Origin of the sequence: Blautia sp. HCP3S3_B11, assembly GCF_052064435.1 — a bacterium.
GTDB lineage: Bacteria > Bacillota > Clostridia > Lachnospirales > Lachnospiraceae > Blautia_A.
The window spans coordinates 12498-35979 of the sequence record NZ_JBQHVP010000014.1 but is presented as its reverse complement, the minus strand read 5'-3'; the positions used below and the strand labels follow the sequence as shown (position 1 = coordinate 35979).

Genomic DNA, 23482 nt, shown 5'->3' with positions numbered 1-23482 from the left:
TCCTTTATTTTCTGCGGTTTATCAATTTTTCAATTAACAAATACAGAAATTCATTATTTTTATTCAGGCTTTTCAGCAGTTTTATTGCTTTTCCTGAAAGCAGTTCTACCTGTCTGGAAGCCTCTTCTATCCCAAAAAGTGTCACATAAGTGACTTTATTATTCTTCTCATCACTGTGCACAGGTTTTCCAAGTTCTTCATCTGTGCTGGTCACATCCAGAATGTCATCCTGAATCTGGAAAGCAAGACCGATATTTCCGGCAGCCTCTTCTACCACAGCTACCTGCTGCTCATCTGCCCCTGCAAGAATCGCTCCTGTCATCATAGATGCTTCGATCAGTGCAGAGGTCTTATTTCTGTAGATGTAATCCAGCATCTCTTTTTCAAGAGGTTTTCCGTCGTTCTCTACATCCACGCTCTGGCCGCCGAGCATTCCATGAATACCGGTTTTCTCTGCCATCACTTTCAATGCACAGATTACTCTGTCCTGGTCTTTTGTAAGTGAAAATGCCTGTAACATCGTTTCATATGCATAATTAAGCAAAGCAACACCGCTTAAGACTCCCATAGCTTCTCCATAAACCTTATGCGTTGTCAGCCTGCCTCGCCTGTAATCATCATTATCCAGCGCAGGAAGGTCATCATGGATCAGCGAATGGGTATGGATCATCTCCATTCCCGCCATAAATGGCTCTGCAACTTTCTCTGTGCCGCCAAATAAACGATATGTCTCCTGTATCAGCATCGGACGCAGGCGCTTTCCTCCGGCCAGCATGCTGTAATTCATCGCCTGTGCCATTGTTCTGGCAAATCCCTCTTCCGCTGGCAGAAAGCTACGGAACATTTCTTCTATTTCATCCGTTCTTCTCTTTAATTCATCTTGAAAATTCACTAAACGTACCATCCTCATTGAGCTGCAGCATCTTCTTCTCCACTGTATCCAGCTTCTCACTGCATAGTTTCAAAAGTTCCATACCCTGTCTGTACAGTCTGAAAGAATCCTCCAGTGATGTCTCGCGGTCCTCCAGTTTCCCAGCCAGCAGATCCAGCTCTGTAAACATCTCCTCCAGAGGCTTCTCCTCCTGTAACTGTTCACTGTTCTCATTCTTCGCCATGGATTCTCTCCTCCTTTACTGTACTCTCAACCTGTGCTTCTATTGTACCATCTGTCACAGATATATAAATGGTATCCCCATTTTGTACCTGTTCTACACTTGTCAATGTTTTTTTCGTCTTATCTATTACATAAGAATATCCCTGATTCAGTTTCTTTAAAGGAGAAAGCCCTGTAAAACGTTCCAGATAAATAGACAGTCTGTGCCTGTCCTCCTGAAGCTTCCTCTCCATTGTATTCTGAATCGCATTCTCCAGATCAGCCAGGCGCTGTCTCTGCTCACGCAGTCGATTCTCAGGGCTCAGATAACTGAATTTCGTCTGAAAATGTTCAACTTTGCTTCTATACAGATCTACCCTGTTGCTCATTGCACGGTAAATCCGCTGTCTGTAAAGGCTCACCGCCTCAACAACACTCTTGTAATCATCCACTGCAAGTTCTGCTGCAGCAGACGGTGTCGGCGCACGCAGGTCCGCAACAAAATCAGCGATCGTAAAATCAGTCTCATGACCTACTGCAGATATGATCGGAGTACGGCATTCAAAAATTGCACGGGCTACAATTTCTTCGTTAAAGGCCCACAGATCTTCGATAGAACCGCCGCCTCTTCCGATGATAATCACATCTACATCTGCCACATCAAGCATCTCAATTCCTCTGACAATACTCTCTGCTGCCCCTGCACCCTGTACAAGAGCCGGATATAAAATAATCTGGAGATAGGGATTTCTTCGATAGGAAATATTGCGGATATCCTGAACAGCCGCACCTGTCGGTGCAGTTACCACACCTAGACGTTTGATAAATCTGGGAATGGGCTGCTTATACTCCTGTGCAAACATCCCCATATCTTCGAGTTCCTGCTTCAACGCAAGATATCTCTCATATAAATCTCCGGCACCTTCAAGGGTAATCTCTTTTGCATACATCTGATAGCGTCCGTCACGTTCATATACGTCTACACTTCCGCCTACGATTACCTTGTCGCCATTTTTCATGGCAAATGCAAGTCCCCGTCTGTGTCCGGCAAACATTACACAGTTTAATGTGCCTGTCTCATCTTTCAGGAAAAAATAGATGTGTCCACTTGTATGGTATTTACAATTAGACACTTCTCCTTTTACATAAATCTTCTGCAGTAAATAATCCTGGGTAAACATATTCTTAATGTAACGGTTTACCTGTCCTACAGAATATGCATTTCTCATTCTGTTTTCTCTTCGCTTTCACTGTTGGCGATCTTGCCAAGGATACCATTTACAAAGGAACCTGATGTCTCACCACCGAAACGTTTTGCAAGTTCTACTGCCTCGTTGATGGCAACTCCTGTAGGTACATCCTTGTCATATTTCAGCTCATACACTGCCAGACGCAGAGCAGTAAGGTCAACACGACTCATTCGCTTAGTCTTCCATCCCCTGCTTGTCTCATTTAACAATACATCGATCTCATCTAATTTCTCAAGTACATGACGATATTTCTGGCTCATATACTCCTGATCTTTCCCTGAAAGTTCCTCCAAAGTATCAAAATAAAGTGAAAGCTGTTCACTCATCTCTTCCTCTGAATTAAATTCTGTCATGAACAGTAATTTAAAAATATGTTCTCTCTGCTCTCTTCTTCGCATAATTCCCGCTGTATAAACAGCTTTCCTTTCTATTATCTTCTTAAGTACACAAAAAAGGAAAGGGTTACTTTCCTTTTTCGTTCTCCATATCTACACTGGCAATATGAATGTTGACATCTGCAACCTCAAGGCCTGTCATATTCTCTATGGATGATTTTACTTTCTCCTGAACTTTCTTACTTGTCTCAAGAATATTTCTGCCATATTCGATATTCAGGTTCAGGTCTACTGTTACTACTCCTTCGAGTACAGTAACCTTAACACCCTTGGAAAGATTCTTCATTCCAAGCTTGCTTACCAGTTCATTTGTAATATTGCCTGCCATGGAAGCAACTCCATCCACTTCTGTAGCAGCAAGTCCGGCAATGATAGCAACCACTTCGTCTGCGATCTGAACTTCACCAATGCCGCCTAAATCCTGTATTTTATATGTTGTTCTCTTCTCTGCCATTGAAAAACCTCCTAAGGAATCTCTTAATCTTTGTCCATTATACCAAATCGGCAGATAAATGAAAAGGGTTATTTGCTGAATTCCGTTAATATTAAGCCCGGATTTCTGTCTTCTGTCATACCCACGCTCCAGGAATTTACGAAAAGAAGCAGAGGATTTCCCTTAAGATCAGTAACTTTCTTCATATCAGAAGTTCCAACGATCTTGTCCACTTTTACCTCTTCTTTATTTGCGATCCAGCGGATATGTTCATATGGAAGTGTCTCCAGACGGATATCTACATTATATTCATTTTCCAGACGATATTTCAGAACATCAAACTGCAGGACACCTACAACGCCTACGATAATCTCTTCCATGCCTGTATTAAACTCCTGGAAAATCTGTATTGCACCTTCCTGTGCAATCTGATTGATTCCCTTTACAAACTGCTTTCTCTTCATGGTGTCGATCTGACGGACTCTTGCAAAATGTTCCGGTGCGAATGTCGGGATTCCCTCAAAAGCAAATTTCTTACCCGGTGCACAGATCGTATCACCGATAGAAAAGAGGCCCGGATCAAATACACCGATAATATCTCCCGCATATGCCTCATCTACTACATGACGTGATTCAGCCATCATCTGCTGCGGCTGAAGCAGACGCATTTTTTTGTCCCCCTGTACATGATATACTTCCTGGGAAGCATCAAATTTACCGGAACAGATTCTCATAAATGCGATTCTGTCTCTGTGCGCCTTGTTCATATTGGCCTGAATCTTAAATACAAATGCTGAGAAATTATCATCCATAGGATCAATCTCTCCGGCATCAGACATTCTCGGAAGCGGTGAAGTAGTCATGTTGAGGAAATGCTCCAGGAACGTTTCCACACCAAAGTTTGTCAAAGCAGAACCAAAGAATACAGGAGTTAATTTCCCCTTGCTTACCAGCTCTTGGTCAAAATCTGCGCTTGCTCCGTCCAGAAGCTCAATTTCATCCAGAAGCTGTGCTTTCTGTTCCGGATCCATAATCTCATCTGCATGACTGTCATTTAACGGAATTTCTTCAATGACACCCTCTTTCGTTCCCTTCTGTGTATCAGAGAAAGTAAGAATTTTTTCGGTGTTACGGTCATAGACACCGCGGAATTTCTTACCGGAACCGATTGGCCAGTTGATCGGGCATGTTGCGATTCCAAGCTCTTTCTCAATTTCGTCCAGAAGATCAAATGTGTCGTTTGCATCACGGTCCATTTTATTAATGAATGTAAAAATCGGGATATGACGCATAACACAGACTTTGAATAATTTTCTTGTCTGCGCCTCGACACCTTTAGAACCATCAATTACCATGACAGCAGAGTCTGCCGCCATCAGTGTACGATAAGTATCCTCTGAGAAGTCCTGATGTCCCGGTGTATCAAGAATATTGATACAATATCCGTCATAATGAAACTGCAGAACAGAAGAGGTGACGGAAATACCTCTCTCTTTTTCGATTTCCATCCAGTCTGATACTGCATGGCGGGCAGTTGCCTTACCTTTAACACTACCGGCAAGGTTGATAGCTCCGCCATACAGCAGGAATTTCTCAGTCAGTGTTGTCTTACCTGCATCCGGGTGGGAAATAATGGCAAATGTTCTTCTTTTTTCTATTTCGTTCGTATACTTAGACACGTTTAGCCTCCTGTGCGCTTTCTTAAATTAATTATTATCTGCAACTGTCCAGCATCCAGCCAAACAGTATCTATTACGTTTCCTATTTTTTTACAGCATTCCTATTCTAGTATATGCACCGCTTTTCTGTCAAGATATATGTCTGTTGATTTTCAGGATTTTCTGTCGGGCTGTCAATCATAAATGTCTGTCGTGTCAATCGTTGCATCTTCATATGGCTGTGCGGATGTCTCACTGTCCTCATAGGAAGTATCATCTGATGATCCGTCTGATGTGTCTGAACTTTCACCAACATCTGCCGCTGTATCTACGCTGTCCTCTGCAACATCTTCTCCTTCTTTCAGCGGAGTGATCACAATATTCTCTGCGGCAATTCCTGTCTTTCTTTTTACGATATCTTCGATCTGTGCCCTCTGGGCATCAGAAAGTTCCACATCCGGAACTACTATATCTGCGGTTTCTCCGGTAAGATTTACCACGACATCCTTAAATCCTTTCGCTTCCAGCAAAAGTTCTGCCGCCGCTTCTTTCTCCGAAAGGTCTGTCATAGAAACCATGGTATGTATTGCTTCCTGCTTCTCTTCATCATCAATCCCCTCATTATTGATAATGTCCTGGAGATCAGCCTTGTTCTGAGACCGAACCTGTTCTCTGCTGATTTTTGCCTGTGCGGCAAATCCGGTAGAACCTGTAAGCACCGCCTCTCCCGGCGTATCTGTTTCCTGGCTATCTGTGAGGCTGTCATCTGTAAGACTTGCACTTTTATCCGACTGATTTTCATCCAAAAGGGCTGTCGCATCTGTGAGATCATATCCCGCATCTTCAAGGATACTGCTGCTGTCCGTACTTGCTTCCTTATCCTTAAATCCGAGATCTACATCTGCAAAGTTCAGATATCCTGCTACTGCAATGAGAATTGCCAGTGATGTAATGATGACCTGATTTTTTTTGATGACTTTTTTCACATTTCTCTCCTCATTTCATTTTCATTATTCTAATTCTATGAGCGTCCACCTGAAATAATGCCATTACTGCCTCCTGAATCTCCCGTACCACCACAGGATCTCCACCTCCTTCTGCCGAGATCAGAACACCTGTCACCTGTATCGTGCCGGAATTATAAAAACTCTGCCCGTCTTTCTTCTCATCTGTCATCAGAATGACCTGTACTTTTCCCACTCCGTCCACATTTTCAAGAAGCGCTTCCAGTTTTTCTTCCAGCATGCTTTTTTGCAGGTCTGCTGTTTCATTCAATGCGGAAGTGGTCTTTTGTTTCTTATCAGAGACTGGCATCGCTGCCACGGCCAGAAGTATCCCAAGAAGTAAGAGAATCCCCCACTTTGCCGGACTCATCTTTGGCAGTTTGGATATGAATCCTGTTTTCATTAATCCCCCATTCTTCCACCAGTTCATCTGCGATCCCCCTTTTCTCTTCCTGCGAAATCTTTTTCTTTAGTAAAATATCTGCCTGCGCGTCCTCTCCTTCTATATTTACTTTCACCTTATATACTTCTATGCCTCTTTTTTCCAAAGATTCTCTGATTTTCTGTTCCAGCTCCATTTCATAGCCTTTTTCCAGATATATCTTCTGTAGATTCTGAAATTCCTGAAGTTCTTTTTCTTTATTCTCCCTCGAAAAGTTCTCCAGAAAACTCACCGTCAGTTCCTGACCTTTTCCAAGAATAGAAAATATCGGTGTGCTCATCATAAATATCAGCAGCAGCCCCATAAAAAAACGCACATATTTTTCATATTTTTTATCCGGAACCAGATTGAGAACAGCTGTAAAAAAAATATAAAACACAGCCAGATTCCGGATCCATAAATACAGTTCTTTTTTCATCCACACCTCCTGCTGAATATTCTATAGCCGGCCAGGAAAACCAGCTGTGCTATGATTGTTTCAGGATACGCCTGCAATAACAATTAAAAAAGTCAGCATACAAAGTACTTCCGCAGTCATCAGAAGTTTCAGAAGCAACGCACAGCCTTCTCCCATTGTTGTCAGCGCTCCCACAACTCTTTTATCCGAGACAGGCTGTGCAAGTGCCGCCAGAAAGCGATAGATCAGTGACAGGCTCCCATAATGAAGCACCGGGCCTGCTCCGATCACTAGCAATAAAATGACGATCACAACTCCCAGACTGTTTCGAACCATCACCGCACTGGTCAGCACCAGCTCTGTCACCGCAGTTACCGCATTTCCGATTCCGGGGATTGCACTTGCAGTTTTTCCTATGGCAGATCTTTTCAACGTATCGATCACAGGACTTACCATGTTCCTCACAATCTGAAGCCCCACTACAGTTCCCAGAAGTGTTTTCAGCCCCCAGCTCACAGCAACATCCAGAAATTCAGCCATTTTGCTGAGCATTTCTTCTTTTGACAAGTGATTTACCATCTTCAGAAGTACGCTCAAGTTAATGACAGGAAGAAACAGATTTACAAGCAGCCACTGAATCGCCCATACCATCAAAAGAACACCCTCATAAAACACAGCTGCCGTTGCAGCCCCTGTTGAAGCAGTTACTGTCATAAAATAAGCCGGAGACAATACTTTCATAAAATTTACCAGTCCCATAAGCCGTTGCGACAGAACATTTCCTAATCGTGTAAAATTCTCCATCAGTATCATAAACAGAGCAAGATAAACAATATAAAAACTGATACTTCCAACCTGTCCATCTCCAAATACATCTGCAAACTCTGCCAGCACCGCCGCAATCAGTATGATCAGTAACAGTTTCCATATCATCTCCTTCTCATTCTTCATTTCCGAAAAAAAGAGACTGCACAAAAAACTTCGTACAGTCTCTTTTGAAATCGGTTCTTCCCCGTTTATTAAATTCAGTAATGCTTCTCTGACGGAAAATATATGGTCAGCCATAATCTCGTTTAGCATCTTCTGCATATCATCAATCTGTATTTCATCGAGCAGTTGCTCCTGTAATGCCAAAGAAGTCGAGTCTTCCTGCTGCTCATTCTGTGTAGCAGCTTTTACGAGTACTGTCTGCTTCCCGAAAAATATAATACCCCAGATAATACCTGGCATAATCATCACTGCCGTTATCCTGCGCAGTATCTTCTTGCGCAGGATTTTCTTATGTAGGCATATTTCTTTTTGCATCATATCATAAACTCCGAAATCGTATCAAGGATTGCCAGCAACACCGGCATGCTTAACACCATTACTGACAACTTGCAAAAAAGGTCTATCTGTGTTCCGATCGTCTGATATCCAGCATCTTTGCAGATTGCTGATGAAAGCTGTCCGATATATGTAATACCAATGATCTTTATCAGAACTGTCAGATAACTGCTGTCTATGGGAAAGCTTTCTTTCAGTCTGTTCATCGTTTCAAACAAATATGAAACCTTTCCGGCCGCCAGACTAAGGATCAGAAAACCGGTTGTCATAGTCACAAGTGCTGCAAACTCCGGTCTGGTTTCTTTCAAAATAAATCCTAACATCATTCCGCAGATTCCCATGACCGAAACTTTTACAATATCCATGATCGTCATCCTTTCTGATGCTAAGCATAAGATTACAGATTAATATTTTCAATTGATTCAAGTATTCGAAATCCGCTTTCACTACTTGCCTGATCAAAGTACAAATAACTGTTGAATACTCTCAAACAATTCATAAATATACGGAACAATCCAGAACAGCACCATCAAAAGCCCTGCCAGACTCACAAGAAATGCCTGTTCTTCTCTTCCACTGTGTTTCAGAATCTGGCAGAGAATGGAAACCAGAATTCCCACTGCAGCGATTTTGAAAATAAGACTTACCTCCACAGTCTCTCCTTTCCGGCTTCTGCCTTTTGATTCCATTACAGGAAAAGAACAACTACAAATATTCCGCCCAGAATTCCCATACTGCGGTATAATTTTCTTTTTTCCTGAAAATCTTTCTCAAGTTCCCTGATTGCATATTCGGTTTCTTTTTCCAGCTGGTCCAACTGTTTCAGCTGCATCTCCAACCCAAGATAACCCAGTCGGTCTCCCAGTGAATAAAAACATTCTCTTTCCTCTTTAGAAAGGCAGCTCAGATCAAGGCATTTCCCTGCACATTCTCTGAATATTCTGCCAAAAGTCACCCCTGTTTTCTTTTTCATCTCCTGTGCAGTAAGTATAAAAAATTCTCTGTACTTTCCTTCCAGTTTCCCGGAAGCGCCTGTAAAAGCATCGTACAGAGATTTATTTCCATAGCGTATTTCCCCTCTTAAGAGGATGATCATCCGTAAAATCATTTCCAGCATTTTCTTTTGCTTTCCAAGTTCAGCACTCTTGGCTGATCCAATGCCAATGCCGGAAATCATAATCACACATAATCCTATTGTTTTAAGCATACCCTGCCATTTTCGTCAAGCACGGCCTCGAGACAACCTGCCTGATCATTTTTGTCAAGAATAATATATCGTTCAAATACCTTTTCACTCATGAGCTTATAGAAAAATGGCTGCTCCAGAACATCTTCCAGACAATTTCCATGTGCAGTTGCGATCAGCTTACATCCACAATGGATCACTGACTCAACTGCCTTGAAATCTTCCTCACATCCCAATTCGTCCACAGCCACCACATCCGGTGACATGGAACGCACCAGCATCTGCATTCCTTCCGATTTCGGACAGCAATCCAGCACATCTGTGCGCATCCCCAGATCATTCTGCGGAATCCCCTGATAACATCCTGCCAGCTCACTTCTCTCATCCACCACACCGACAGTCAGGCCAGGAGTGTTTGCCCAGCCGTTACTCAACTGCCTGATGATATCTCTCAATAAGGTAGTCTTTCCACATCTCGGCGGTGAGATGATCAGTGTGTTTGCAACCCATTTCTCTGTACGGATATAAGACATTACTTTATCCGCGCATCCCTGGATCTCATGGGCCAGACGGACATTAATACAGGAAATATACTTCATTCCCATGATCCTGCCTCTGTCCAGCACGACTTTACCGGTCACTCCTACTCTGTGACCGCCCTGAACACTGATATATCCCTGTCTGATCTCATCTTCATAAGCATACAGGGAATATCCTGTCACGTATTCTAATGTTTCTTTCAGATCCTCCCTTGTTACCAGATATTGCTCCTGGCCTGGTTTTCTCAAGAAACATTCTCCTCCGTCATATGTCAGAAATAACGGACGCCCTACCCTCAGGCGTATTTCATATAATTTATCATAGTTAAGCTCCGCATCCATCAGTAACTGCCGGATATTTCCGGCAAACAGGTTTTCAATCTGCTGCGCTTCTATGTGTCTCACCTCTTTACCTCAATATCTACAGATTGCTCCGCTGTAAACAGATCCCGCAATCCTGATATCATAATATATGTGGACAAACCGTTTTTATTACTCTTCCTGATAGGAGTCTTCCATTTTAGTAAGATCCAGTTTCAGCACACGGTCTACCACATTGCCAGTATATCCTCTGTACGCATAGGCACCTGATTCAAAAAGTACATAGAGTTCATCTCCATCTACTACGATCTGCTCGATCATCTCAGGCATTCTGTATGATCTGGCGGAATTTTCATTTACATACAGTCTCTTATCTGACTGCTCGTAGAAAACAATTCGAGACGGTAAAATTCCAAAAGAATGGGACAGCAGCAATTTATCGTTATAAAAAGCCATCCCCTGTGCCTGTTCTGATATCGTAGAATAATCCAGAGGAACTGCCATCTCAAACATCATACCTAATTTCTCGTCAAAAGTATTCACCAGGTCTCCCTGCTCATCTACCGCATATCTTGCAATCATACTTTCTGTATATTTGTTAAAACAGCCAACATACAGGCATCCCTTATAAAAGGTCATAAAGGAATCTCTCACGATTCCGTAAAGACTGCATGTCTGGTTTACCTGCACAGGCATATGGTTGTCTGCATAATTATACTCTCTCAGAACATCCATCTTTATACTGACTGCCTGCGCAATCCCATTCGTATTTGAAGAGTACCACAACATATCATGATCCGGGTCATATGCAAGTCCCCCTACATGAGGCAGACCAGGCAGCACGACTTCTTTGATAAATCTGTGAGTTTCTTTGTTTATCACATATATAACGGAGTTGTGTTTTGCCGTATGACAGTATGCGCTTACAAGTACATACTCATCCGTTACCGCAAGGCCCTGCGGGGTCATGGATGTACATACTGCCTGCTTCGTACCTTGTGCATTCAGAAACGTTCTGGTATATTTCAGCCCCGGAATGATATAAGTTCCGTACTCCTTTTCTTTTTTTCTGCCATCAAAAGCAAATCTGTTCAATTCCTCCTGCTGTGACAGCATCTGAATCTGTCCCCGCAGTGAATACACTGCTGCATCCTGATTCGTTACAAGATATTTTGCAGGAGGCTCTGTCTTACCTCTGTATACGAAAGCATATCCCCAGAAAGCCAGTCCAAGTGCAAATACAACCATCAGCACCTTCACTGCCAGTCTTCGGATTTCTTTCTTCGTCTGTTTATTCATGTCTTACCCAAGTAGTATGATATCTTCAAACTTCCAGCAGATTTCCATGGGATTCATTGCCCATACGGCTCCACTGTAACCATCTTCCATGTCAAGGAGCATACTGCTGCCTTCATTCATTGATATTGTCCTTAAGTCCCTGGAAAGCCCTTCACCGGTCCATTTAATATAAGCTTCCCGTAATACCCACTGTTCGAAAAAACGCTCTTGCATATCCGCGCTTGCCAGAATCTCATTATACTCATCTTCCGGTACCATGCGCTTAAGCATCCTCTCATAATTGACCTTACGATGAATCTGTACATCAATTCCAACTTCCTGGTCAGCCAGAATACATACCACATATTCTCCCGAATGACTGATATTATAATGTAAAGACGGACGATAAGATAGGAAAGGCTTCCCATGTTCGCCTTCCGCTCTCGGCTCATAACTCAGATTGATATTATATTCCTTTCTGAGCGCAGTCTCCAAAAGCTTCTCCGCGATCATGTGTTCCATATGTGCACCCACATATTCTTCCCGTATCTTCGTATAATAAATTACTCCTTTATTCATAGGCCTGTCTCCTCAAGGAACCGAGATGGCTCCCGTTCCTTCTCATACTGGTGTCTCACATAGGAAAGTACAAGTTTCTTCTTTGCTCTCGTCATACCTACATAAAACAATCTTCGTTCTTCTTCCACTGCTTCTGCAAGAACTGCCTTACGGTAAGGAATACTTCCCTCATTGACATTCAGGATATACACGATATCATATTCCAGGCCTTTCACAGCATGAAGGGTGGATATGGTCACTCCCTCTCTGTGATCCTGTTGCTTTCTCGCCTGTTCATTCAGTCTCTTTGTATATTCCTCTATGTATACCTGCCACTGTGCAAGGTTTTTCATCCCTTTTGTACTTTCATGAATCCTGTCCAGAGTTTCAAGCAGTTCCTCTGGTTTTATTTTACGATACTGTGCATATTCGCGCAAGTATTCTTCGAATCCCATTCCTTTTCGGATAAAATTAATTGCGGCAAAAGGGGAAAGTGTGCCAAGAATCTTAAGATGAGTCTCCAATGTAGTAATTCTGTCGCACATCCAGTCTTTATCTTTATAATATTCCCGTAACTGCTCAAAATTAATCTGTGTATTCTTCAAAGCTTCCCTTGAAATATATCGATTAGGCCTGTTCATCACTTCCAGAAAATTCTTCCGGCTTCTGTCACCTGCCGACATCTCAAGATAAGCCAGAATACTGCGGCAGATCCAGTGGTGGAAAAGATTGGGCAGCTGCTCTTTCATGGTAAATGGAACCTGATACTCCATCAGTGCATTAATCAGCCCTTCTGACTCCTGATTGGTACGGAGCAGAATCGCTGTATTTTCCAGATTCTCACCACGCTCCAGCCTCTTTTTCAAAGCCGCTACCACACACATATACTCTTCTCTGGGATTATCAAATTCTCTGCAGGTGACTGGCATTCCTTCTTCATTCGGTGTAGTAAGCTGCTTTTTAAATCGTTTCGTATTGCATGAAATCACTTCCATCGCTGTATGTAAAATATTCTTACTGCATCTGTAATTTACATCCAGAAGAACAGTCTCCGCTTTCGGATAATCCTTTGTAAAATTCAACATGATCTCCGGTCTCGCTCCCCGAAAATGATAGATAGACTGATCATCATCCCCCACAATAAATAAATTATTGGCAGGGGCAGCCAGCATCTGCAAAATCTTATACTGTAAGCTGTTAATATCCTGAAACTCATCCACCAGGATATAGACAAACTTTCGTCTCCATGCATTCAGAATATCTGGCCTCTGGGAAAAAAGTTCATAGCAACACAATATCATATCATCAAAATCCAGTTTACGTTTTGCTTTCAGCGTCTGCTTATATCCTCGATAAATATCCCTGAAAATCTCATCTGAACAGCAGGAAGCATAATAGTGCTCCGGAGAAATACAATTTCCCTTTATAACACTGATTTCTTTGGCAATCTCCTCAAGAAAATCTCCTTCCTGTGCCATTTCCTGTCCATATCTCTCAGTCATTTCCCTCAGAATACTATACTTCTCTTCCTCAGAAAGAATATTAGCCGCACTCAGATGATATGCCACCTTTAAAATCCCATAAAAAACTCCGTGGAATGTTCCAAAAGTCACTTCACTTCTGTCTTGTCCCACGAATTTCAAAAATCGTTCTTTCATCTCTGTCGCCGCTGCTCTGGAAAAAGTTACAACCAAAATAGAAGAAGCCGGTATCTTCCCCTCATTGATCATGTATGCAGTTCTCTCCACAATAACGGATGTTTTCCCCGATCCAGGACCTGCCAGAACCATCATAGGTCCCGACAGGTGAGCGATAGCCCGAAGCTGAGATGGATTTCTCTTCATATTTATTTGCTTAATTTCTCAATAGCCGCCTTTACTCGTCTGATCGTCTCATCTTTACCGATGATCTCCATAATCTCTGTTGCACCGGCAGGTGTCATCTGCTTACCTGAAACAGCAGTACGTAAAGGCCACATTACATATCCGTTCTTATAACCGTGCTCTTTGACAAAGCCGCTTAATGTCTCATATAACGGATCATTCATGTAATCTTCCTGCTCTTCAAGAACCGGAAGTACTTCTTTTAATACTGTAAGAGAGGTCTCTTCGTTTGTTTTCATTTTCTTGTGGCAGTACATAGCAGAATCATATTCCGGTACTTTCTCAAAGAAATCGATCAGAGCCGGGATATCAGGGAATGTCTCGATTCTTGTCTGAACCATTCCGGCGATCTTCTTAAAGTTATAATCTTTCTTCAGAACCTCTTTCATGTATGGAAGAGCTTTCTCATAGAATTCGTCCGGATCCATTTTCTTAATATACTCACCATTCATCCAGCGAAGTTTTGCAATGTCAAAGACTGCCGGTGATTTGTTGATATGATGATAATCAAATGCCTGAACCAGTTCATCCAGTGTAAAGATTTCTCTGTTGTCAGCCGGACTCCATCCAAGAAGTGCAACATAGTTGATAATTGCTTCTGAAACAAATCCCTGATCCAGCAGATCTTCATATGAGGAATGTCCGCAACGTTTAGAAAGTTTCTGATGTGTCTCATCTGTGATCAGAGGACAATGTACATAAACCGGGATATCCCATCCGAATGCTTCATAAATACGGTTGTATTTCGGAGCTGAGGAAAGATATTCGTTACCTCTTACTACGTGAGTGATCTCCATTAAATGGTCATCAATAACATTTGCGAAGTTGTAAGTCGGATATCCGTCAGATTTGATAAGAATCAAATCTTCAAGTTCTTCGTTATTTACTGTGATATCTCCATAGATTGCATCATGGAAGGTTGTTGTTCCTTCTGTCGGCATGTTGAAACGGATAACATGTGGTTCTCCGGCATCCAGACGGCGCTGTACTTCTTCTTTGGGAAGTCTGAGGCAGCGTTTGTCATAGATAGAAATTTCTTTGCCTGCAACAACTCGTTTCATGCCTTCCAGTTCTTCTTTCTGACAGAAGCAGTAGTAAGCATCTCCCTGTTCTACTAACTGCTGTGCATATTTCAGATAGATTCCCTGTGCCTGACGTTCACTCTGTACATACGGACCGAATCCTTTGTCTTTATCCGGACCTTCGTCATGAACCAGTCCTGTTTTGGCGAGTGTACGGTAGATAATGTCTACAGCGCCTTCTACGTAACGTTCCTGGTCTGTATCTTCAATACGGAGAATAAAATCTCCGCCTTCATGTTTTGTAATGAGGTATGCATATAATGCTGTTCTTAAATTTCCAACATGCATTCTGCCTGTAGGGCTTGGTGCAAATCTTGTTCTGATCTTAGCCATAACTTTTCACTCCTGAATTTTTAGTCAATCTGTAAAAAAAGGCCCTGCTTAAAAGCAGCGCCTTTCTACTTTCGGGTTTATTATACGTCAGAGGCTTTTTTATTTCAAGACAGGATATGGGAATTTTTTTAATTTGTTTTAGAAAGAGGACGCATGGGATTCTCTTGCTGGATATTGGCTGTATAACATAACGTTAGTTCTCACATTCTGCGAAATCTTTCATACCTTTCCTGCGCGATCTGCTCTACGGTTTTTCCGGAGTGGTTTATAAGGAATTGTTTCATGCGGATTTTCATGTATTCTGTGATTTCCGGAAGGGTTTCTTTGCTAGCGGGGTGTTCTTCGGGGATGATTCGTTCAATGATTCCTAGTTCTTTCAGGTGTGCTGCTGTTACTTTCATAACTTCTGCGGCTTCGGGGGCTTTTTTGCTGTCTTTCCAGAGGATGGATGCAAATCCTTCCGGGGAGAGAATGGTGTAGGTTGCATTTTCCATCATCCAGACTTCGTTTCCTACGGCCAATGCAAGGGCACCGCCGCTGCCGCCTTCTCCGATTACGATAGAGAGTACCGGCACTTTGAGATCAGAAATTTCCAGGAGATTGCGTGCGATGGCTTCTCCTTGTCCTCGTTCTTCGGCTTCGAGTCCGCAGAATGCTCCGGGGGTGTCTACGAATGTGATAACTGCCCGGCCAAATTTCTCAGCTTGTTTCATCAGGCGAAGAGCTTTTTTGTATCCTTCCGGGGAGGGCATTCCGAAGTTGCATCTGATGTTTTCCTTTGTAGTGTGGCCTTTACGGATTCCGATTACTGTTACCGGCTGTCCGTCGAGCGTGGCAATTCCGCCGATGATTGCGGCATCATCTTTAACACCTCTGTCACCATGGAATTCCATAAAGTCGTCGAAGATTGTATCAATATACTCTGCGGCCGACGGGCGATCATTACTTCTGGCAATTTTAACTCTGTCCCAGGCAGTGAGATTTTTTTGTTTCTTTTGTTTTTTCTTTTTTCCAAAAGTATCAATTGCTCTTGCGACAGTTTCTTTAGGAAATTCTTTGTATTGTTCTCTGGTGCTGTGCATTTTTAATATCAAAGACAGTACCTCTTTCATGGATCCACGTTCTGCGATTCCATCCAGAAAGCCGTGGTCCAGAAGAAATTCCGGGCGTTGGAAGCCTTCTGGCAATTTCTGACCTATGGTCTGTTCGATGACTCTCGGACCTGCAAATCCGATCAGGGAGCCAGGTTCTGCCAGGACGATGTCTCCAAGCATGGCAAAGCTTGCTGTGACGCCTCCGGTTGTTGGATCTGTCAGTACAGAGGTGTAAAGAAGTCCTGCTTTTGAATGGCGTTTAATGGCTGCGGATGTCTTTGCCATCTGCATCAGGGAGATGATTCCTTCCTGCATTCTGGCGCCGCCAGAGCAGCAGAAAAGAATGACCGGAAGTTTTTGTCTTGTTGCTTCTTCGAATGTGCGGGTTATTTTTTCTCCGACTACATAGCCCATGGATGCCATTAGAAATCTGGTATCCATGGCGCCGATTACTGTCCGGATCCCTCCGATAGTGGCTTCCCCGATTAAGATTGCTTCATCCAGTCTGGTTTTTTCTTTTAGGTTTTCTATTTTCTGTGGGTAGTCCGGGTAGTCCAGGGGATTGTTATTTTCAATTCCCGTAAACCATTCTTTAAAGCTTTCCTCGTCTGCGATCATCTTAATGCGGCGTTTTGCGCTGATTCTAAAATATCCTCCGCACTTCGGGCACACATAGGCATTGGATATTACGTCTTCTTTATAAACCATTTCTCCGCATTTCGGACATTTAATCCATAACCCTTCCGGTACGGAAACAGATGCGGCCTGTTTATGCCGTTCTTCCGAAATTGTTTTTTTAAAAAATTTTTTTAAGTCTGCCATTGATCCTGCTCCTTTATGTAACCCGTTTCTCTTCTTTTCTCAAATCAATTCTACCTGCGGCGGGTCGCTTTAGCGCCGTAATTTCTCTATAAAATCTTTATCACAAATCCGGATAATGCTGTGGTATGAAATCTGTGGTGATATTTCCTTCCTGGAAATCCGGCTGGTTGAGGAGTTCATACAGAAAATCTACGTTCGTCTTTACCCCTTCTATTGCAACTTCTCCCAGTGCACTGATCATTTTGCGGATAGCATTGTGACGGTCTTTGTCATAGACGATGATCTTCGCAATCATGGAATCGTAGTATGGTGGAATTGCATAGTCATTGTATACTGCGGTGTCTACACGTATCCCATTTCCTCCAGGCAGATGTAATCCTGTGATCTTACCCGGGCATGGCATGAAATGTCTCGCAGGATCTTCTGCATTAATCCTGCATTCCATGGCATGTCCGCGGATTTCTATGTCTTTCTGCCTGATACTTAGTGGTTCTCCTGCTGCAATACGGATTTGTTCTTTAATCAGATCCACGCCTGATACAAATTCTGTCACTGGATGTTCTACCTGGATTCTGGTATTCATTTCCATGAAGTAGAATTCTCCGGACTGGTCCAAAAGAAATTCGATTGTCCCGGCACTTTCATAGCCTGCGGCTTTTGCGGCAAGAACGGCTGTCTCACCCATTTTCTTTCGAAGTTTATCTGAAATTGCAATACACGGTGATTCTTCGATCATCTTCTGATGGCGGCGTTGTACAGAACAGTCACGTTCTCCAAGATGGATCACATTTCCGTATTTATCGGCAAGAATCTGTACCTCTACGTGTCTTGGATTCTCCACAAATCGTTCCAGATACATCGTATTATCAGAGAAAGAATGTATCGATTCCTGCTGCGCTGTCTCAAATAATTTGCCAAATTCCTTTTCGTTTCTTGCCACTCGCATTCCTTTTCCGCCACCGCCTGCGGATGCCTTGATCATGACCGGAAAGCCTATCTCCTTTACAGCTTCCTGTGCCTGTGCGACTGTATAAACCGGCTCTTTTGTTCCCGTAACTACCGGAACTTTGGCTTTTCGCATGGTGTTTTTTGCCTCAGATTTATTTCCCATTCTGGAAATTACTTCTGCGGACGGACCAATGAATGCTACGTTACATTTCTCACACATTTCTACAAAGCGGCTATTCTCTGACAAAAAACCAAATCCCGGATGAATCGCTTCTGCCTTTGTGGCAATCGTAGCACTTAAAATCCGTTCCATATTCAGATAGCTGTCTGTAGACGCCGCCTTACCAATGCAGACTGCTTCATCTGCAAGCTGAGTATGTAAGGCATCTTTATCCGCCTCCGAATAAACAGCAACCGTACGGATTCCCATTTCACGACAGGCGCGGATGATCCGCACTGCAATCTCTCCACGATTGGCGATCAAAATTTTTCCAAACATTTTTATGCTCCTACTGCAAAGGTCAATTCTGCGATTACTGCTACCTTGCCGTCCTGATTGATGGCTTTTGCTCTGCCGACTCCCATAGGACCTTTTTCTTTGATAATCTCTACTTCCAGAGTCAGAGTATCTCCGGGTACTACTTTATTTTTAAATTTCGCATTATTGATAGATGCAAAATATGCGATTTTTCCTTTATTTTCCGGTTTGCTTAAAATTGCAACTGCTCCTGTCTGGGCAAGTGCCTCAATGATCAGTACTCCCGGCATTACCGGTTCCTGCGGAAAATGACCTGCAAAATATGGCTCATTATAAGTTACGCATTTCTTTCCTGTTGCTTTCACTCCCGGCACCAGTTCTTCAATCGTATCAATTAAAAGGAACGGATGTCTGTGTGGAATAATTTCCATAATTTCTTTTGTTGTTAATTTCATGAGCTTTATCTGCTACTGTTTACTCCTGATACAGCAGCAATACCTCCTTTCCTTTATTATGTACTCTCGGAGTCTTTATTGCACTTGCTTTTATGTCTGATTTTTCGCCAGATGAACCCGAATTTTATCAACGTGCGCCTCAAAAATCCGGGCACATCTGACAAAAAATCTTCTCATAAGATCAAGTACAAAAAGATTCCAAGAGTACATTATTCTATCACAAACATGGGCTGTCCGAACTCTACCATTTGCTCATTTTCTACCAGAATTTCTTTAACTGTTCCGTCAAATTCTGATTCTATTTCATTCATCAGCTTCATTGCCTCAACGATACCCAGAACCTGCCCTTTACTTACTTTATCTCCCACTTTTACAAATGGGGCACTGTCCGGTGAGGAAGCTGCATAGTAGGTTCCCACAAGTGGAGATTTCACTATATTTCCAGTGAGTTTTTGTGTATCATCTGCTCTGTCTGCATTTTTCTGATTCTGCGCGGCAGCCTGTAAAGTCGGCTGTACTGTTGGCTGATAACCAGCCGCAAAGGATGTTGCATCTGCGCTTGCGGCTATCTGCTGTACGATTGTCTTCTCTGTTGACATGGAAATATTTAAGTTTCCATCCTGCAAATTAAATTCTGTCAGATTAGAATCGCTGACTGCATGAATGAGTTCCAGTATATTTGATAATTCCATCTACTTAGTCCTCGTATTTCTTAATAAGTAAGGAAGCATTATGTCCACCAAATCCAAGAGAGTTGGATAATGCATATTTAATGTCCATTTTAACCGGGCCATCTCCTACATAATCCAGGTCACATTTCTCATCCGGCACCTGATAACCAACTGTCTGATGAATCAGGCCTTCCTGAAGTTCTTTTACGCAGGTGATCACTTCTACAGCACCGGCTGCTCCGAGAAGGTGTCCTGTAATAGATTTCGTGGAATTTACTTTCATTTCTTTTGCATGTTCACCAAATGTTTTCTTAATAGCGATTGTTTCAAATAAATCATTATGATGTGTGCTTGTGCCATGAGCGTTTACATACCATACGTCATCTGTGGAAATTCCGGCTTCTTTTACAGCAAGTTCCATAGCTTTGGCAGCTCCGGAACCGTCCTCTGCCGGAGATGTGATATGAAATGCATCACCTGTTGCACCGTATCCTACAACTTCACCAAGAATCTTCGCACCGCGTGCTTTTGCGTGCTCCAGTTCTTCGAGAACAACGACACCGGCACCCTCGCCCATGACAAAGCCGCTTCTTTCTTTATCAAACGGAATAGAACATCTTTTAGGATCTGTGGAAGATGTCAGCGCAGTAAGTGCTGCGAAACCGCCAAATCCTGTTGGTGTAATGGCAGCTTCTGTTCCGCCTGCAACCATAACATCTGCATCAGAACACTGGATGGTACGATATGCTTCACCGATACTGTGGGTTCCTGTTGCGCAGGCAGTCACAACATTGATGTTCTTTCCGCGAAGCCCAAACTGAATGGAGACATTTCCGGATGCCATGTTGGAAATCAGAAGCGGAATCATCAGTGGATTCAGTCTGCCTGGTCCCTTCGTGTTAAGGATTTCGCAGGATTTCTCAACAACCTGCATGCTTCCGATACCACTTCCAACGCTGCATCCAACGCGAAATGGATCTTCTTTCGCCATATCCAATCCGGACTGCTCAATTGCCTCTTTTGCCGCAGCTACTGCATACTGGCTGAAAAGCTCCATACGCTTTGCCGATTTAAAATCCATATAATCTTTTGCATTGAAGTTATTGATTTCTGCTGCCATATGTGCTCTGTATTTACTTGAATCAAAACGTGTGACTTCCGCAAAATTTGTTTTTCCTTCTTTCACGCTGTTCCAGAATTCTTCTACACTCAATCCTACCGGAGTGATTGCTCCCATTCCTGTGATTACAACTCTTCTCATTTTATTACATATAATCTCTGTTTATCCTCTTTGAGGATAATGGATTATTCCCCTTTCTCCCTGTTTCCTGGATTTGGTCTTAGTTATCTGTCAATATCTTATTCTCACTTTACAGTTCATCGTATTTCCCGATTTTATATCTCTGGGAAAACTTATACATTCATTCCACCATCCACACTGATGACCTGTCCTGTGATATAATCTGCTTTGTCTGATGCCAGAAATACCGCCACATTCGCGATATCTTCCGGTTTTCCAAATCGTCCCAGAATAATCTGTCTGCAGGCATTTTCCCTGATTTCTTCTGAAAGAACGCCTGTCATCTCTGTATCCACAAATCCCGGTGCGATTGCATTTACTGTAATACCGCGGCTTCCGAGTTCTCTTGCCATTGTCTTTGTCAGACCGATCACACCTGCTTTAGACGCTGCGTAATTTGCCTGTCCTGCATTTCCAAGAATTCCGGAAACTGAAGAAATATTAATGATTTTTCCACTCTTTTGTCTCAACATCTGGCGGGCACTGTGACGAATTGTATTAAATGTACCTTTCAGATTCACATTCAATACAGAATCAAAATCCTCTTCCTTCATTTTCATGATCAATCCGTCTTTCGTAATTCCTGCATTATTAACCAGAATATCCAGGCGTCCATGCTCTTTCACAATGTCTTTGATCATTGCTTCACATGTCTCAAAATCACTGACGTTACATTTATATATAGAAGCTTTTCCGCCATTTTCTTCGATTGTCTGTTTTACTTCTTTTGCTCTTTCTTCAGAACCGTTATAATTAACAACTACCTCTGCACCTTCTTTCGCAAGGGCAATCGCAATCGCACGCCCGATTCCACGTCCCGCACCTGTGACAAGTGCAACTTTATTCTCCAGCATTTACAGGCACTCCTTTCTTACTGCTTCCAAGTCTTCTATTTTCTCTATGTGTAATGCTTTCACATTCCTGTTAATCTTCTTGATGAATCCTGTCAGAGTTTTTCCCGGTCCAATCTCAATAAACGTATCCACACCATCATTTATCATCTGCTCCACGCATTGCTGCCAGCGAACAGAAGAAGAAACCTGTTTTACCAGCAGATCCTTTATCTGGTCTGATTCTGTCACATATTGTGCTGTCACGTTTGTCACATACGGAATTGCGAAAGTCTGGATTTCTATTTTCTCCAGTTCTTCTCCAAGCTTTTTACCTGCTTCTTTAAGAAGCTCACAGTGAAACGGTCCACTGACCTTAAGCGGAATCACACGTCTTGCGCCGGCTGCTTTTAATGCTTCTCCCGCTGTCAAAACCGCCGTTTCCTCTCCTGTGATCACAATCTGTCCAGGGCAGTTGTAATTGGCAATGGATACGATTCCCGGTGTCTCTTCGCAAATCTTCTCAATCAGTTCTGCATCTATTCCAAGAATTGCTGACATCGCACCGCCTGTCGGATATGCCTCCTGCATCAGGATTCCTCTTTTTCTCACTATGGCAAATGCATCCTCTTCTCTCATTACTCCAGAGGCTGCAAGCGCACCATATTCTCCAAGGCTTAGTCCTGCATTTACCTGGGAGTGGATTCCCGCTTCCTCTACAGCTCTTAAGATTGCGATTTCTGCTGTCAGCATTGCAATCTGTGTATATTCTGTAATATTTAAATTCTCATTTTCCTCAAAGCACAACGTCTTTATATCCAACCCCGAGACTTTCGAAGCTTTTTCAAATACTTCACGGCTTACAGGAAATTTTTCATAAAAATCTTTTGCCATTCCTGTGTACTGTGCACCCTGTCCTGGAAATACAAATGCAATTTTGGACATATCATTTTCCTTTCTTCATTTCTACTCAATAGTCAAGTGGATAAAAGTATTCCTTTTCGTTACCTGATTCGTTTAAACCAGTATAAATTCTCTTTCCTATGTTTATTATTTCAAATTATTTTAATTCAAAATATTTTGATATTCAAATTATAATATCAAAAAATTATCCCCGGAGTCATTTCTGACTCCAAGGAACGATTCATAAATCACTGTAATTAAGCTTCTACACCTTTACCTTTAAGGTAATCCATAACAGCACCAACTGTTGTTAAGTCTGTAAGGTCTTCAGCCGGAATCTCGATATTGTATTCATCTTCCAGAGCCATAACCAGTTCAAACAGATCAAGGGAATCTGCTCCAAGGTCATCCTTAAAAGATGTCTCAGCAGTAATCTCTGCTGCATCACAATTTAACTGTTCTGCGATCATTTCACTCATTTTTTCTAACATAATTCTTTTCTCCTTTAATCCAAGCCCGGAATATCCTATACTCTGCCTCCGGTTATTACTTGTTTCTTCATTCTTTCATTTAAGCGGTCAACCGCTTTCTTCTCTACTTCTAACCATATCATCGTCATATAACAACTTTGGTTTCAGCTACATCAATTACTTTGATGTCCAAAGTATATATTCTTCTCTTTTATTTGTCAAGCACTATTTTATATTATTGAGCACGTAGTAAACAGTAGGTGTTACTGTTCACTCCGTTCTCAGTACGTATGCTTAAAACAATATTCTGTAACTATCGTTATCGTCAGAATA

26 protein-coding genes are annotated in these 23482 nt (G+C 42.5%); all 26 read right to left on the bottom strand.

Translation table 11 applies throughout. The features are described 5' to 3' along the window. Positions 1-4: 4 nt before the first annotated feature. The 26 genes from ACTNC0_RS12135 to acpP all read right to left on the bottom strand — a co-directional run bounded on the left by ACTNC0_RS12135 (position 5) and on the right by acpP (position 23170). Positions 5-892: a polyprenyl synthetase family protein gene (locus ACTNC0_RS12135; RefSeq protein ID WP_441087576.1), complete on the bottom strand. Its 888-nt coding sequence runs from the start codon at positions 890-892 to the stop codon at positions 5-7. Continuing rightward, a complete protein-coding gene (gene xseB / locus ACTNC0_RS12130; protein ID WP_117677121.1) occupies positions 876-1115 on the bottom strand; it encodes an exodeoxyribonuclease VII small subunit in 240 nt (79 codons plus the stop codon). The genes ACTNC0_RS12135 and xseB overlap by 17 nt, the downstream gene beginning before the upstream one ends. Beyond that, positions 1102-2322, bottom strand: a complete 1221-nt coding sequence (xseA, locus tag ACTNC0_RS12125) for an exodeoxyribonuclease VII large subunit (RefSeq protein ID WP_441087575.1) — start codon at positions 2320-2322, stop codon at positions 1102-1104. Before xseA ends, xseB begins: the two co-directional genes overlap by 14 nt. Further along, positions 2319-2741: a transcription antitermination factor NusB gene (gene nusB / locus ACTNC0_RS12120; protein WP_117677123.1), complete on the bottom strand. Its 423-nt coding sequence runs from the start codon at positions 2739-2741 to the stop codon at positions 2319-2321. Before nusB ends, xseA begins: the two co-directional genes overlap by 4 nt. Before the next feature lie 64 nt (positions 2742-2805). Then, complete coding sequence (locus ACTNC0_RS12115; protein ID WP_117677124.1) at positions 2806-3192, bottom strand: Asp23/Gls24 family envelope stress response protein; 387 nt, start codon at positions 3190-3192, stop codon at positions 2806-2808. 68 nt (positions 3193-3260) lie between these two features. Then, the gene (locus tag ACTNC0_RS12110) at positions 3261-4850 is read right to left on the bottom strand and encodes a peptide chain release factor 3 (RefSeq protein WP_441087574.1); all 1590 of its coding nucleotides are present in this window, start codon (positions 4848-4850) and stop codon (positions 3261-3263) included. A 173-nt stretch (positions 4851-5023) separates the two neighbouring features. Continuing rightward, positions 5024-5815 carry a SpoIIIAH-like family protein gene (locus ACTNC0_RS12105; protein WP_441087573.1) on the bottom strand — a complete coding sequence of 264 codons (792 nt, stop codon included), beginning with the start codon at positions 5813-5815 and terminating at the stop codon, positions 5024-5026. Between the two features lie 10 nt (positions 5816-5825). Further along, complete coding sequence (locus ACTNC0_RS12100; RefSeq protein ID WP_441087638.1) at positions 5826-6143, bottom strand: hypothetical protein; 318 nt, start codon at positions 6141-6143, stop codon at positions 5826-5828. After that, positions 6130-6693, bottom strand: coding sequence for a stage III sporulation protein AF (locus ACTNC0_RS12095; RefSeq protein ID WP_117677127.1), 564 nt, complete (start codon positions 6691-6693; stop codon positions 6130-6132). The genes ACTNC0_RS12100 and ACTNC0_RS12095 overlap by 14 nt, the downstream gene beginning before the upstream one ends. Positions 6694-6753: 60 nt before the next feature. Then, positions 6754-7908, bottom strand: coding sequence for a stage III sporulation protein AE (locus ACTNC0_RS12090; RefSeq protein ID WP_441087572.1), 1155 nt, complete (start codon positions 7906-7908; stop codon positions 6754-6756). 68 nt (positions 7909-7976) lie between these two features. After that, complete coding sequence (locus ACTNC0_RS12085) at positions 7977-8363, bottom strand: SpoIIIAC/SpoIIIAD family protein (protein WP_243009380.1); 387 nt, start codon at positions 8361-8363, stop codon at positions 7977-7979. 93 nt (positions 8364-8456) lie between these two features. Further along, positions 8457-8651, bottom strand: a complete 195-nt coding sequence (gene spoIIIAC, locus ACTNC0_RS12080; RefSeq protein ID WP_117677161.1) for a stage III sporulation protein AC — start codon at positions 8649-8651, stop codon at positions 8457-8459. A 35-nt stretch (positions 8652-8686) separates the two neighbouring features. After that, positions 8687-9205 (bottom strand): stage III sporulation protein AB, encoded by a 519-nt coding sequence (locus ACTNC0_RS12075; protein WP_441087571.1) that lies wholly within the window; start codon positions 9203-9205, stop codon positions 8687-8689. Then, a complete protein-coding gene (spoIIIAA, locus tag ACTNC0_RS12070) occupies positions 9190-10128 on the bottom strand; it encodes a stage III sporulation protein AA (protein WP_242986889.1) in 939 nt (312 codons plus the stop codon). Before spoIIIAA ends, ACTNC0_RS12075 begins: the two co-directional genes overlap by 16 nt. Before the next feature lie 87 nt (positions 10129-10215). After that, the gene (locus ACTNC0_RS12065) at positions 10216-11343 is read right to left on the bottom strand and encodes a YncE family protein (RefSeq protein ID WP_441087570.1); all 1128 of its coding nucleotides are present in this window, start codon (positions 11341-11343) and stop codon (positions 10216-10218) included. Positions 11344-11346: 3 nt separating this feature from the next. Beyond that, positions 11347-11901, bottom strand: a complete 555-nt coding sequence (locus ACTNC0_RS12060) for a 4'-phosphopantetheinyl transferase family protein (protein ID WP_441087569.1) — start codon at positions 11899-11901, stop codon at positions 11347-11349. Further along, complete coding sequence (locus tag ACTNC0_RS12055) at positions 11898-13724, bottom strand: ATP-dependent helicase (protein WP_441087568.1); 1827 nt, start codon at positions 13722-13724, stop codon at positions 11898-11900. Before ACTNC0_RS12055 ends, ACTNC0_RS12060 begins: the two co-directional genes overlap by 4 nt. A 2-nt stretch (positions 13725-13726) precedes the next feature. After that, entirely contained in the window at positions 13727-15178 is a 1452-nt protein-coding gene (gene gltX, locus ACTNC0_RS12050) for a glutamate--tRNA ligase (RefSeq protein ID WP_441087567.1), read from the bottom strand. A gap of 200 nt (positions 15179-15378) precedes the next feature. Beyond that, positions 15379-17094: an acetyl-CoA carboxylase carboxyltransferase subunit alpha gene (locus ACTNC0_RS12045; RefSeq protein WP_441087566.1), complete on the bottom strand. Its 1716-nt coding sequence runs from the start codon at positions 17092-17094 to the stop codon at positions 15379-15381. A gap of 100 nt (positions 17095-17194) precedes the next feature. Further along, positions 17195-18541 (bottom strand): acetyl-CoA carboxylase biotin carboxylase subunit, encoded by a 1347-nt coding sequence (locus ACTNC0_RS12040; protein ID WP_441087565.1) that lies wholly within the window; start codon positions 18539-18541, stop codon positions 17195-17197. 2 nt (positions 18542-18543) lie between these two features. Continuing rightward, positions 18544-18975, bottom strand: a complete 432-nt coding sequence (gene fabZ / locus ACTNC0_RS12035) for a 3-hydroxyacyl-ACP dehydratase FabZ (protein WP_441087564.1) — start codon at positions 18973-18975, stop codon at positions 18544-18546. A gap of 209 nt (positions 18976-19184) precedes the next feature. Continuing rightward, positions 19185-19667, bottom strand: coding sequence for an acetyl-CoA carboxylase biotin carboxyl carrier protein (gene accB / locus ACTNC0_RS12030; protein ID WP_441087563.1), 483 nt, complete (start codon positions 19665-19667; stop codon positions 19185-19187). A 4-nt stretch (positions 19668-19671) separates the two neighbouring features. Further along, a complete protein-coding gene (gene fabF, locus ACTNC0_RS12025) occupies positions 19672-20907 on the bottom strand; it encodes a beta-ketoacyl-ACP synthase II (protein WP_441087562.1) in 1236 nt (411 codons plus the stop codon). Positions 20908-21059: 152 nt separating this feature from the next. Beyond that, positions 21060-21800: a 3-oxoacyl-[acyl-carrier-protein] reductase gene (gene fabG, locus ACTNC0_RS12020; protein ID WP_441087561.1), complete on the bottom strand. Its 741-nt coding sequence runs from the start codon at positions 21798-21800 to the stop codon at positions 21060-21062. Next, positions 21801-22721: an ACP S-malonyltransferase gene (gene fabD / locus ACTNC0_RS12015; RefSeq protein WP_441087560.1), complete on the bottom strand. Its 921-nt coding sequence runs from the start codon at positions 22719-22721 to the stop codon at positions 21801-21803. Between the two features lie 215 nt (positions 22722-22936). Further along, on the bottom strand, positions 22937-23170 hold the full coding sequence (gene acpP / locus ACTNC0_RS12010; RefSeq protein ID WP_117677142.1) for an acyl carrier protein: 234 nt from the start codon (positions 23168-23170) through the stop codon (positions 22937-22939). Positions 23171-23482 lie beyond the last annotated feature (312 nt).

Excerpts from the sequence above, each read along its gene's own strand:
- ACTNC0_RS12060 (WP_441087569.1), bottom strand. The coding sequence starts at position 11,901 with ATGAATAAAGGAGTAATTTATTATACGAAGATACGGGAAGAATATGTG.
- ACTNC0_RS12100 (WP_441087638.1), bottom strand. The coding sequence starts at position 6,143 with ATGCCAGTCTCTGATAAGAAACAAAAGACCACTTCCGCATTGAATGAA.
- ACTNC0_RS12115 (WP_117677124.1), bottom strand. The coding sequence starts at position 3,192 with ATGGCAGAGAAGAGAACAACATATAAAATACAGGATTTAGGCGGCATT.
- ACTNC0_RS12045 (WP_441087566.1), bottom strand. The coding sequence starts at position 17,094 with ATGGCAGACTTAAAAAAATTTTTTAAAAAAACAATTTCGGAAGAACGG.
- fabZ (WP_441087564.1), bottom strand. The coding sequence starts at position 18,975 with ATGAAATTAACAACAAAAGAAATTATGGAAATTATTCCACACAGACAT.
- ACTNC0_RS12065 (WP_441087570.1), bottom strand. The coding sequence starts at position 11,343 with ATGAATAAACAGACGAAGAAAGAAATCCGAAGACTGGCAGTGAAGGTG.
- accB (WP_441087563.1), bottom strand. The coding sequence starts at position 19,667 with ATGGAATTATCAAATATACTGGAACTCATTCATGCAGTCAGCGATTCT.
- fabG (WP_441087561.1), bottom strand. The coding sequence starts at position 21,800 with ATGCTGGAGAATAAAGTTGCACTTGTCACAGGTGCGGGACGTGGAATC.
- fabF (WP_441087562.1), bottom strand. The coding sequence starts at position 20,907 with ATGAGAAGAGTTGTAATCACAGGAATGGGAGCAATCACTCCGGTAGGA.
- ACTNC0_RS12075 (WP_441087571.1), bottom strand. The coding sequence starts at position 9,205 with ATGCTTAAAACAATAGGATTATGTGTGATTATGATTTCCGGCATTGGC.
- acpP (WP_117677142.1), bottom strand. The coding sequence starts at position 23,170 with ATGTTAGAAAAAATGAGTGAAATGATCGCAGAACAGTTAAATTGTGAT.
- ACTNC0_RS12085 (WP_243009380.1), bottom strand. The coding sequence starts at position 8,363 with ATGGATATTGTAAAAGTTTCGGTCATGGGAATCTGCGGAATGATGTTA.
- fabD (WP_441087560.1), bottom strand. The coding sequence starts at position 22,721 with ATGTCCAAAATTGCATTTGTATTTCCAGGACAGGGTGCACAGTACACA.
- ACTNC0_RS12055 (WP_441087568.1), bottom strand. The coding sequence starts at position 13,724 with ATGAAGAGAAATCCATCTCAGCTTCGGGCTATCGCTCACCTGTCGGGA.
- gltX (WP_441087567.1), bottom strand. The coding sequence starts at position 15,178 with ATGGCTAAGATCAGAACAAGATTTGCACCAAGCCCTACAGGCAGAATG.
- ACTNC0_RS12095 (WP_117677127.1), bottom strand. The coding sequence starts at position 6,693 with ATGAAAAAAGAACTGTATTTATGGATCCGGAATCTGGCTGTGTTTTAT.
- ACTNC0_RS12040 (WP_441087565.1), bottom strand. The coding sequence starts at position 18,541 with ATGTTTGGAAAAATTTTGATCGCCAATCGTGGAGAGATTGCAGTGCGG.
- nusB (WP_117677123.1), bottom strand. The coding sequence starts at position 2,741 with ATGCGAAGAAGAGAGCAGAGAGAACATATTTTTAAATTACTGTTCATG.
- ACTNC0_RS12090 (WP_441087572.1), bottom strand. The coding sequence starts at position 7,908 with ATGATTATGCCAGGTATTATCTGGGGTATTATATTTTTCGGGAAGCAG.
- xseB (WP_117677121.1), bottom strand. The coding sequence starts at position 1,115 with ATGGCGAAGAATGAGAACAGTGAACAGTTACAGGAGGAGAAGCCTCTG.
- xseA (WP_441087575.1), bottom strand. The coding sequence starts at position 2,322 with ATGAGAAATGCATATTCTGTAGGACAGGTAAACCGTTACATTAAGAAT.